Annotated in this window: 1 protein-coding gene (only partly in view); it reads right to left on the bottom strand. The window is 70.0% G+C overall.

Annotated elements, in window-relative coordinates; translation table 11 throughout:
- Positions 1–12,665, bottom strand: partial view of a non-ribosomal peptide synthase/polyketide synthase gene (locus tag ACFXK0_RS24125; protein WP_379412991.1) — the start only. Its footprint begins 31,963 nt before the window's first position; 12,665 of the gene's 44,628 nt are visible here — the first part of the coding sequence; its start codon is at positions 12,663–12,665; the stop codon falls past the left edge of the window.

Genomic DNA, 12,665 nt, shown 5'->3' with positions numbered 1-12,665 from the left:
CCGACCTGGCCCGCGCCGAGCACCTCGGCGAAGGTGGCGGCGACGATCTGCTGCACCGGGGTGACCGGCGCCTGGAAGGTGCGCGCGGCGAACACCGGCGCGGGCAGCGCCTTGCGGTCGAGCTTGCCGGAAGCGTTGAGCGGGAACGCGTTCAGCACCACGTAGGCGGCCGGCACCATGTACACCGGCAGTTCGGCGCCGAGCGCGTCCTTGACCGCGTCGGTGTCGACGGTCGCGCCCTGCCGCGGGATGACGTAGGCGACCAGCTGGTCACCGGTGCGCTCGTCAGCGCGGACCACGACCACCGACTGGGCGATCTGCGGCAGCGCGGTGAGCGCGGACTCGATCTCGCCGAGCTCGATGCGCAGACCGCGCAGCTTCACCTGGAAGTCGGTGCGGCCCAGGTACTCCAGTTCGCCGTGCGCGATACGACCGGCGGAGGTCGCGGAGCGCGTATCGCCCGCGGACGCGGTCCAGGTGACCAGGTCGCCGGTGCGGTACATGCGCTCGCCGGGGTTGAACGGGTCGGCGACGAAACGGTCCATGGTGAGGTCGGGGCGACCCACATAGCCGTGCGCCAGCTGCACGCCCGCGAGATAGAGCTCACCCGCGACACCCACCGGAACGGGCTTGAGCCGCGAATCCAGTACGTAGAGACGGGTGTTGAACACCGGGGCGCCGATCGGCACGGTGTCGGTGTCGGCGTCGGTGACCTCGTGATAGGTCACGTCGACCGCGGCCTCGGTGGGGCCGTACAGGTTGTGCAGCGCGGCGCCGGTCAGCTCGCGCAGGCGCTGCGCGGTCGGCGCGGGCAGCGCCTCACCGGAGGCGAACACATTGCGCAGCGAGACACAGTCCGCGGCAAGCGGTTCGGTGACGAACACGGCCATCATCGACGGCACGAAGTGCACCGTGGTGACCTGTTCGGCCGCGATCAGCCGGGCCAGGTAGGCCGGGTCGCGGTGCCCGTCCGGCTTGGCGACGACCAGGCGCGCGCCGACCTGCAAGGGCCAGAAGAACTCCCACACCGACACGTCGAAGGTGGCGGGCGTCTTCTGCAGCACCACGTCGTCGGCGGCCAGGCCGTAGGCGGCGTGCATCCACACCAGGCGGTTGACGATCGCGGCATGGCTGACCGCGACGCCCTTGGGCCGGCCGGTCGAGCCGGAGGTGAAGATGACGTAGGCGGTGTTGCCCGAGCGCAGCGGGCGATGCCGGTCGGCGTCGGTGACCGGCTCGGCCGAGTGGCCGGACAGGTCCAGTTCGTCGATGCGCACCTCGCGACCGGCGGCCGCGGGCAGGCTCTCCCCGGAGGTCAGCACGCACACCGGCTGCGCGGTGTCGAGGATGTGCTCGATGCGCTCGGCCGGGTGATCGGGGTCAAGCGGCACGTAGGCGCCACCGACGGCGGACACGGCGTACATGCCGACCAGCAGGTCGATCGAGCGCCGCATGCCAAGGGCCACATACGATTCCGGGCCGACACCGGCATCCTTGAGCCAGCGCGCCAGCTGACGCACCCGCACGGCGAACTCGGAATAGGTGAGCGTCTCGGAGAGACTCGATGAGGGGTGGTGGTCGGGCGACGGGTGGGCCAGACTCGTCCCCTCGAAGGTGAGCGCGGTCGCGTCGGGGGTGCGCGCGACCTGCGCCTCGAAGAGAGCGTAGAGGGTGGCCGGGTCGTCGTCGCTGGGGGTGCTCAGCGCGGCGTCGACGGCGAATTCGGTGTCGTTCCAGCGGTCCAGCACCAGGGTGCGTTCGGCGGCGTCGAGCAGTTCGATATCACCGACGGCGGCCGACGGATCGGCCACGATCGCGGTGAGCACGCGCAGCAGCCGCGCACCGAAGGTGGCCGCGAATCCGGCGTCGAAAAGGTCGGTGGCGTAGACGAGTTCGGCGTCGAGGTGACTGTCGTCGTCGGCCGGGACCTCGCTGAGCGCGAGTTGCAGGTCGAACTTGGCGGTGTGCTGGTCGATCCCCAGCTCGGAGACCGTCAGGCCGGGCAGTTCCAGGGTGGTGCGGCCCAGGTTCTGGAAGGAGAGCATCACCTGGAACAGCGGGTGGCGCGACTGCGAGCGGGCCGGGTTGAGCACCTCGACGAGGCGTTCGAACGGCACGTCGGCGTGCGCGAACGCGGCCAGGTCGTGCTCGCGGACCTGCCCGAGCAGCTCGGCGAAGGACGCGGCCGGGTCGACCTGGGCGCGCAGCACCAGGGTGTTGACGAACATGCCGACCAGGTCGTCGAGCGCCTGCTGTCCACGACCGGCGACCGGGGTGCCGATGGCGATGTCGGAGGTCCCCGACAGCCGCGCGAGCAGCGCGGCGAATGCACTGTGCACCACCATGAACAGCGTGGTGCCGCGCTCGTGTGCGAGCTGGTTGAGCGCGTCGACGAGTTCGCCGGGCACCTCGAAGCGGTGTGTGCCCGCCTGGTAGGTGGCCTGGGCGGGCCGCGACTTGTGGCCGAGGCGCAGCTCGTCAGGCAGATCGGCCAGCGCACCGCGCCAGTGCTCGAGCTGCTCGGAGATCAGCGAGGTCGGGTCGTTCTCGTCGCCGAGGGTCTCGCGCTGCCACAGCGCGTAGTCCACGTACTGGACGGCCAGGGGCGGCCAGCCCGGCTCGGCGTTGGCGGTGCGCGCGACATAGGCGGTCATCAGGTCGCGCACCAGCGGGCGCAGCGAGAAGCCGTCGGAGGCGATGTGGTGGACCACCATCACCAGCACGTGCTCGCGCTCGCTGAGCTCGTAGACGCGCAGGCGCACCGGCGCGGTGGCAGTGACGTCGAAGCCGCGACGGGCGAACTCGTAGAGCGAGATCGCCATGTCGGTCTCGTCGGCCTCGATCAGTTCCAGGTCGGGAATCGAGACGGCGGCGGCGAGCACCTTCTGATAGGCGGTGCCGTCGTGTGAGGGGTAGACGGTGCGCAGGGATTCGTGGCGGGCGATCACGTCGGCGACCGCGCCACGCAGGGCGGGCAGGTCGAGCAGGCCTTGCAGGCGGACCGCGACCGGGATGTTGTAGGTGCCGTTGTCGCCGGTGTCGGCGATGTCGAAGCGGTTGAGGAACCACATGCGCTGCTGGGCGAGCGACAGCGGCGGGTGCTCGGGGCGCGGCCGCGCGGTGAGCTCGGCGCGCAGACCGCTGCCCGCGTGCGATTCCACCCGGGCGGCCAGCGCGCCGACCGTCGGCGCCTCGAACAGGGTGCGCACGCCGACCTCGGCGTCGAGGGCCTTGCTCAGGCGCGCGGCGACCTGGGTGGCGACCAGCGAGTTGCCGCCGAGAGCGAAGAAGTCGTCGTCCACGCCGACGCGTTCGGCGCCGAGCAGATCGGCGAAGATCTCGGCCACGATCTCCTCGATCGGGGTCGAGGGCGCGCGGAACACCTTGGCCTCGAACACCGGCGCGGGCAGCGCCTTGCGGTCGAGCTTGCCGGAAGCGTTGAGCGGGAAGGCATCCAGCACCACCAGCGCCGAGGGCACCATGTAGGTGGGCAGTTCGGCCGCGATGCCCGCCTTCACCATGGCCACGTCGATGCCCGAATCCGGTTCGGGCACCACATAACCCACGAGCTGGTCGCCCGCGTGCGCGTCGGCGCGCACGACCACGACCGACTGCGCGACGCCCGGCTGGGCCAGCAGGGTCGCCTCGATCTCGCCGAGCTCGATGCGCAGACCGCGCAGCTTCACCTGGAAGTCGGTGCGGCCCAGGTAGTTCAGTTCGCCGTCGCGGGTCCAGGTGACCAGGTCACCGGTGCGGTACATGCGCGAACCGGCCTGCCCGTACGGGTTGGCGACGAACCGATCGGCGGTGAGATCGGCGCGATTGAGGTAGCCGACGGCGAGCTGCTCGCCCGCCAGATACAGCTCACCCGCGACCCCGGGGGCCACCGGATGCAACCGCGAATCCAGCACGAACACCTTGGTGTTCCACACCGGACGGCCGATCGGCACCGACTCCACGTCGGCGTCGACGACCTCGTGATAGGTGACGTCGACCGCGGCCTCGGTGGGGCCGTACAGGTTGTGCAGGCGGGCGCCGGTGAGTTCGCGCAGGCGCTGCGCGGTCGGCGCGGGCAGCGCCTCACCGGAGGCGAACACCTGCCGCAACCGCACGGCACTGCCGTTGCCGTTGTTGCCCAGCGTCGAGACGAACACCGACAGCATCGATGGCACGAAGTGCGCGGTGGTGATGCCGCGCTCGGCGATGACCTGGGCCAGGTACACCGGGTCGCGGTGCCCGTCGGGCTTGGCGACGACCAGGCGCGCACCGGTCTGCAAGGGCCAGAAGAACTCCCACACCGACACGTCGAAGGTGGCAGGGGTCTTCTGCAGGACCGCGTCGGCGGCGTCGATCGGGTACTCGTGCTGCATCCACAGCAGCCGGTTGACGATCGCGGCGTGATCGACCGCGACACCCTTGGGCCGACCGGTCGACCCCGAGGTGAAGATGACGTAGGCGGTATTGGTGGCGCGCAGCGGCCGTGTACGTTCGGCGTCGGTGATCGGGGCCGCGCTGAAATCGGCGGGCAGTTCGATGTTCTCGACCGCCAGCACGGTGACGCCGTCGGCCTCGAAGGCGTCGCGACGGCTGGTGAGCACCAGCTGTGGCTGCGCGGTCTCGATGATGTGACCGATGCGGTCGGCGGGCTGGTCGGGATCCAGCGGCACATAGGCCGCACCGGCCTGCAGCACCGCGTACATGGCGACGACCAGCTCGGTGGACCGGCGAATGGCCAGTGCCACATGCGATCCGGGGCCGACGCCCTCGGCGATGAGTTTGCGGGCGATGCGGTTGGCCCGCTCCTGCAGCTCGCGGTAGGTCAGTTCCTCGTGTTCGAAGACCAGGGCGAGCGCGTCCGGGGTGGCGGCGACCTGGGCGTCGAACAGCGAGACCAGGGTGGCGTCGGGGACCGCGCGGGCGGTGTCGTTCCAGTCGACGAGGACCTGCGCGTGCTCCTCGGGCGCGAGCAGATCGATATCGCCGACGGCGACCTCGGGGTCGGCCACGATCGCGGCGAAGATGTTGTCGAGCCTGCGCGCGAACGCGGCGACCGTCGATTCCTCGAAAAGGTCGAGGGCGTAGGAGAACTCGGCCGACATGCCGCCGGCCTCCCCGTCGGTGTCCTGCACCTCGGTCAGGGTCAACTGCAGGTCGAACTTGGCCAGCTGGGAGTCGTAGTCGATGCCGCTGACCGACAGGCCGGGCAGCTGCAGCGAGGCCTGCTTGTTGTTCTGGAACGACAGCATCACCTGGAACAGCGGGTGCCGCGCCTGCGAACGCGGCGGGTTGAGCACCTCGACGAGCCGCTCGAACGGCACGTCGGCGTGCGCGAACGCTTGCAGGTCGGTCTCGCGGGCCTGGTCGAGCAGGGCCGCGAACGGGGTCGCGCCCTCGACCTGGGAGCGCAGCACCAGGGTGTTGACGAACATGCCGACCAGGTCGTCGAGGGCCTGGTCACCACGGCCGGCCACCGGCGTGCCGATGGCGATGTCGCTGGTGCCGCTGGCGCGGGCCAGCAGCACGGCCAGCGCGCTGTGCATGACCATGAACAGCGAGGCGTTGTAGCGGCGGCCCAGTTCGACCAGGGCGCGCTGGGTGTCGCCGGAGATGACGAAGCTGTAGGTGCCGCCGCGATAAGTGGCCACCGGCGGACGCGGGTGGTCGGCGGGCAGCACCAGCTCGTCGGGCAGATCGGCGAGTTCGCGTGCCCAGTAGTCGATCTCGGAGGAGATCAGCGACTTGGGGTCGTCCTCGGAGCCGAGGACCTCGCGCTGCCACAGCGCGTAATCCGCATACTGGACCGGCAATTCGGCCCAGGTCGGCGCCTCCCACGAGGTGCGCGCGGCGTAGGCGACGATGACATCGCGCGACAGCGGCGCCATCGACCAGCCGTCGGCGGAGATGTGGTGCACCACCATGCCGAGCACGTACTCGGTCTCGCTGATCTCGAAAAGCCGTGCGTGCAGCGGTACTTCGCTGGTCACGTCGAAGGCCATCGAGGCCAGGTCGATCAGGTGGTCGATGAGGTTGTCCTCGGTGACCCGGTACGGGGTCAGGTCGGGGACGATCTGCGCGGCGTCGAGTACCACCTGCACCGGGCCGTTGCCCGACTCGGGGAACACGGTGCGCAGCGACTCGTGCCGGTCGATCACGTCGATGACGGCGACCTGGAGCGCGGCCACGTCGAGTTCGCCGGACAGCCGGATGGCGACCGGGATGTTGTTGACGGCCGAGGCGGTGTCGAAGCGGTTGAGGAACCACATGCGCTGCTGGGCCAGCGACAGCGGCACCAGGTCGGGCCGCTCGCGCGCGACCAGCGCCTTACGGGCACCGTCACCGGCCTGCGACTCCACCCGCGCGGCCAGTGCCGCGACGGTGGGTGCCTCGAACAGCATGCGCACCGGGACCCGGGTGTCCAGGGCGATGCCGATGCGGGAGGCGACCTGGGTGGCGATCAGCGAGTTGCCGCCGAGTTCGAAGAAGTCGTCCTCGACGCCGACCCGGGAGAGCTCGAGTACGTCGGCGAAGACCTGTGCGACGATCTGCTCGATCGGGGTGGTCGGCGCGCGGAACTCGCGCACCTCGAACACCGGCGCGGGCAGCGCGCGGCGATCGAGCTTGCCGTTGACCGTCAGCGGGATCGCGGCCAGCACCATGATCGAGGACGGCACCATGTAGGCCGGAAGACGCTGCGCCACATGGTCGGTCAGCTCGGCGATGTCGATGGACCGGCCCGGCACCGCGACCACATAGGACACCAGCGAGGTGCTGCCGCCCTTGTTCTTGTGGCCGATGCTGACCGCGAAGTCGACGGTCTCGTGCGAGGCGAGCGCGGAGTCGATCTCGCCCAGTTCGATACGGAAACCGCGGACCTTCACCTGGAAGTCGGAGCGGCCGACGTATTCGACATTGCGGTCGGCGGTCCACCGCACCACGTCACCGGTGCGGTACATCCGCTGGCCGGGCGCGTACGGGTTGGCGACGAAGCGATCCGAGGTCAGCGCGGCGCGCGCGTGGTAGCCGCGCGCCATGCCGACGCCGCCGATGTAGAGCTCACCGGCCACGCCCACCGGTACCGGGCGCAGGCGGTCGTCGAGGATCAGGGTGTGCACGCCGCGGATCGGGCCACCGATGACGACCCGCTCCCCCGGGATCAGGCCCTCGGAGAGGTTGGAGGCGATGGTGGTCTCGGTGGGGCCGTAGACATTGCCCAGCATGCGGCGCGAGCCGTCGGGCAGGCGGACCGCCCACTTGGTGACCAGCTCCGGCGGGACCGCCTCACCACCGGCCGCGAGCACGCGCAGGTGGTCGAGGCCGCGGGCGTCGAAGGTGGCCAGCGCGGCCGGGGTGACGAAGGCGTGGGTGACTTCCTCGGTGATGAGGATGTCGCGCAGTTCCTCACCGCCGTACACACCCGGCGGGACCACGACGAGCGTGCCGCCACGGCCCAGCGCCAGCAGCAGTTCCAGCACCGACGCGTCGAACGACGGCGAGGCGAAATGCAGTGCGCGGGTGTCGGAGTCGAGCGAGTACAGCTCGATCTGCTCGGCGCAGAAGTTGGCGACGCTGGCATGGGTGACCACGACGCCCTTGGGCACACCGGTGGAACCGGAGGTGTAGATCAGGTACGCGGGCTGCGCGGGATCGGTCGGGCGGACCAGTTCGCGCGGGGCCAGCGGGGCGTCGGAGATGTCGTCGAGGTCGATGTCATCGATCTCGAGCCAACGTACCGTATCCGGCACCTCGCCGGCCTCACCGGTGACCGTGATACCCACGGACACACCGGCATCGGTGATCATGTGCGCGATCCGGTCGGCCGGGTAGTTCGGGTCGACGGGCACGAACGCTGCGCCGGTCTTGGCGACCGCCCACACCGCGAGCACCGACTCCAGCGAGCGCGGCACGGCCACGGCGACGAAGTCCTCGGCGCCAAGGCCCTGCTGGATCAGCAAGCGCGCCAGCTGATTCGAGCGGCGATCCAACTCGCCATAAGAGACGGCTGTCCCCTCGAAAACGACGGCGGTCGCCTCGGTGTCGCGGGCGGCCTGGGCCATCAGCTGCGGCAAGGTGCGCGCGACCGCGGCGGGGGCACCGTAGCGGGTGACCAGGTCGGTGCGCTCGGCGTCGTCGAGGACGTCGATCGCGCCGACGGTGACGGCCGGGTCGGCCAGGATCGCGGCGAGTACCCGGCGCCAGCGCAGCAGCAGTTCTTCGACGGTCGACCGGTCGAACAGGTCGACGGCGTAGGTGAGCACGCCGGTCAGGCCGGACAGCGATCCGGTGGTGGTGTGCTCCTCGGTGAGGGTCCACTGCAGGTCGAACTTGGCCATGTCGACCTCGACCTCGTCGGCGCTGACCGTGAGACCGGGCAGCTCCAGCGTGCCGTGCGACATCTCCTGGAACGAGAGCACCACCTGGAACAGCGGGTGGCGCGCCTGCGAACGCGACGGGTTGAGCACGTCGACGAGCCGCTCGAACGGCACATCGGCATTGGCGAAGGCCGACAGATCGGTCTCGCGGGTGCGCGCGAGGAACTCGCTGAACGGCTGGGCCGGGTCCACATCCGAGCGCAGCACCAGCGTGTTGACGAACATGCCGATCAGGTCGTCGAGTGCCTGCTCGCCACGGCCGGCGATGGGCGTGCCGACGGCGATGTCGGTGGTGCCGGACAGGCGCGCGAGCAGCACGGCCAGCGAGGCGTGCACCACCATGAACAGGGTGACGCCGTTGGCGCGAGCCAGCGCGGCGAGCTGGGCGTGGGTCTCGGCGTCGATGCCGAAGCCGACGCGCGCGCCACGGAAGCTCTGCTGCTGCGGACGCGGGCGATCGCTGGGCAGATCGAGCTGATCGGGCAGGCCGTCGAGGGTGCGCTGCCAGTAGTCGAGCTGACGCGCGGCCATCGACGCGGGATCGCTTTCAGCACCGAGCAATTCGCGCTGCCACAGCGTGTAGTCGCGGTACTGCACCGGCAGCGGCGTCCAGGCCGGCGCCTGCCCGGCGGAGCGGGCCAGGTAGGCGGTGGCGACATCGCGGGCCAGCGGGCCGAAGGAGAAGCCGTCGGCGGCGATGTGGTGAACCACGAAGGCGACCGCGAATTCCGGTGTGCCATTGGTCGATCCGCCGGTCACCTGGTAGATCCGCACGCGGATCGGCAGTTCCAGGGTGACGTCGAAACCGGTGGAGGCGAACAGGATCAGTTCGTCGCGCAGCAGCGACTGGTCGATCGGGGTCACCGTGATGCCCAGATCGAACTCGTCGGCGCCGAGCACCTGCTGGAAGCCGCCGTCGGCGTCCGGGAAGACAGTGCGCAGCGATTCCTGGCGCACCACAACGTCATTGAGCGCGGCGATCAGCGCGTCGACGTCGACGCGGCCCTTCATCTGCACCACGAATGGCAGGTTGTAGGTCGGCGCGGCGGGATCGAACTGGTTGATGAACCACATCCGCTGCTGGGCCAGCGACAGCGGCACCTGCTCGGGATGCGGCTGCGCGATCAGCGGCGGGCGGGCCTCGGAAACATCAGCGGGCGTGACAGATTCGGCCCGCGCGGCCAGCCCGGCCACGGTCGGGGTCTCGAACAGCGCGCGCACACCCAGCTGGATGCCGAAGGCGGCGCCGATACGGGCCACCACCTGGGTGGCGACCAGCGAGTTGCCGCCGAGTTCGAAGAAGTTGTCGTCGGCGCCGACCCGTTCCTGGCTGAGCACGTCGCCGAAGATGCCGGCAACGATCTGCTCGGCCGGGGTCCGTGGTGCGCGGAAATCGCCTGCGGCGGCACTGAACACGGGCTCGGGCAGTGCCTTGCGGTCCAGTTTGCCCGAGGTGTTGAGCGGGAAGGCGTCGAGCACCATGATCGACGCGGGCACCATGTAGCTGGGCAGCTTCTCGGACACGAAACGGGTGAGTGTGGCCGGGTCGGCGGACTGGCCGGGCGCGGACACGAGATAGGCCACCAGCTGTTGGCCGGTCGCGGTGTCGACCACGAGCACGGCCGCCTGGCTGACGGTCGGGTGCGCGAGCAGGTCGGTCTCGATCTCGCCGAGCTCGATGCGCTGACCACGGAACTTCACCTGGAAGTCGGTGCGGCCGATGTATTCCAGGACGCCGTCAGCGGTCCAGCGCACCAGGTCACCGGTGCGGTACATGCGCTCGCCGGGGGCGCCGACGGGGTTGGCGACGAAGCGGTCCGAGGTCAGGTCGGGGCGGCCGCGGTAGCAGCGCGCCAGCTGACGGCCCGCCAGGTACAGCTCACCCGGGGCACCGATCGCGGCCGGGCGCAGCCGCGAATCCAGCACGTAGACTTCGACATTCCACTCGGGGATACCGATCGGCACCGTGACGGTGTCGGCCTCGGTGGCCTCCCAGTAGGTGACCGAGACCGCGGCCTCGGTCGGGCCGTACAGGTTGTGCAGGCCGGCGTCGGAGATGGCGCGCAGCCCGGCGGCGGTCTCCGGCGGCAGTGCCTCACCGATCACGAAAACCGCACGCAGCGTGGCACATTGGGTCTGGGTGGCGTGCGAGACGAAGACGGTGAGCATGGACGGCACGAAGTCCGTCACGGTGACGCCGTGGCGTTCGATCATGTCCGCGACGTAGAGCGGATCGCGATGACCGTCCGGCGAGGCGATGACCAGCTTCGCACCGACCAGCAGCGGCAGGAAGTAGCCCCACAGCGAGACGTCGAAGGTGGTGGCGGTCTTCTGCAGGTAGACGTCGTCGGCGGTCAACCGGTACTCGTCGAGCATCCACAGCTCTTGGTTGACGATCGCGTGGTGGGTGACCGCGACGCCCTTGGGACGGCCGGTGGAACCCGAGGTGTAGATGACGTAGGCGGTGTTGTCCGGGCGCAGCGGGGACAGCCGGTCCGCGTCGGTGACCGGGGCGTCGGCGAAGGCGGCGGTATCGAGGGTGTCGATCTCCACGCGCGCGACGGTCGCGGGCAGGTCCAGGTCGTCGCGGGTGGTGGTCAGCACGCAGACCGGTGCCGCGGACTCGAGGATGTAGGCGGTGCGGTCGGCCGGGTGATCGGGGTCGATCGGCACGTAGGCGCCACCGGCGCGCAGCACCGCGTGCATGCCGACGACCAGGTCCAGCGAGCGGCGCATGCCGAGAGCGACCAGCGACTCCGGGCCGACGCCGTCGGCGATCAGGAACCGGGCCAGCCGATTGACCCGGGCGCCGAACTCGGCGTAGGTGAGGGTCTCGCCCTCGAAGTCCAGGGCGATGGCCTCGGGGGTCAGCGGGATCTGCGCGTCCAGCAGGGCGGGCAGCGTGGTCGCGGGGACCTCGTGGGCGGAGTCGTTCCACTCGGTCAGCGAACGCTCGAGCTCGGCGGCACCGGTGACCGGCAGCTGCCAGACCGGCAGCGCGGCGTCGGCGGCCAGGAAACGGTCGAAGAACTCCAGGAACCGGCCGTGGTGGGTGGCCGCCTCGGCCGCCGAGTACAGGTTCGGGTTGGTCTCGAAGTCGATGTGCGAGCGGGTGCCGCCGTGCGACTGATAGAAGTTGACGCCCAGGTCTTCGATCGAGCCGGTGGAGAGCACATTGAGCGTGCCCTCCATCTCCCCGAAACGCAGCGCGTTGTCGAAGAGCATGATGTTGACCCACGGACCGAAGAACTCGGTGGCCACCATGCCATCGCCGGCGGAATCGCGGCGGATGTCCTCGTGGCGGTAGCGCTGGTGGCGCAGCGCACCGGAGACCTCGGTGGTCACCGCGCGCAGCAGTTCGGCGACGGTGGTGTCGTGACCGACGCGCAGTCGCAGCGGGACGATATTGGAGGTCACACCGCCGGAGCGGCGCATGACCGCGGTGGTGCGGCCGGTGACCGGGAGGCTGAGGATGACATCGGAGGTGCCGGTGATCTGGGCCAGGTAGGCCGCGAAACCGGCGATCAGCAGCGGCGCCGAGGTGGTGTCGTGGCGGGTGATGGCCGTCTCGAACAGGGCGTCCTGCGCCTCGCTCAGCGCCGCGCTGGTGATGTCGTTGACCGGCGAGGGCGGCGCCGACCGGCCGGTGAGGCTGCTGCCCTCTTCCAGGCCCGCGACGCGCTGGGCCCAGTGCGCCTTGTCGGATTCGAAGCGGGTGCTCTCGCGGTAGGCGATCTCGGAGTCGTAGAGGGTGCGCAGGTCGGTGGCCTTGCCGGCCGGGGCCTCGACGCCGGTGACGGCCGCGGTGTAGAGCTGTGCCGTGCGATTGACGAAGTTGTTGGCGCCGAAGCCGTCGAGCACGATGTGGTGCACGCGCGCGTACCAGTACCAGCGCTCGTCCTCGAGTTGCAGCGCGGCGGCCTGGACCAGGCGGTCGGCGACGATGTCGAGCGGACGGCTGTATTCCCGGCGCATCCACTCGGCGGCGGCGGCCTCGGGGTCGGTCTCGGCGCGCAGGTCGACATAGATGAGGGTGTCGTCCTGGGTGAGGTCGACGGTCTGCATCGGTTCGCCGTCGATCTCGACGATGCGCAGGAAGCCGGACTGCTGCTCGGCGGCGGCCTCGGAGCTGGCTCGCTCGAGCACCGGGACGTCGAGGCGGCCACGCAGGTCCACATACTGGGCGATGTTGATCGGCACCTGTGGGTCGACGTGCTGCGCGTACCAGATACCCAGCTGTGCGGGCGAGAGCGGGAAGTACTCCTCGCCGTTTCCGCCGAAATCCAGCCGGTCCAA

The sequence above is a fragment of the Nocardia sp. NPDC059177 genome, assembly GCF_042755165.1.
Lineage (GTDB): Bacteria > Actinomycetota > Actinomycetes > Mycobacteriales > Mycobacteriaceae > Nocardia.
This window is presented reverse-complemented; position numbering and strand designations above follow the sequence as displayed.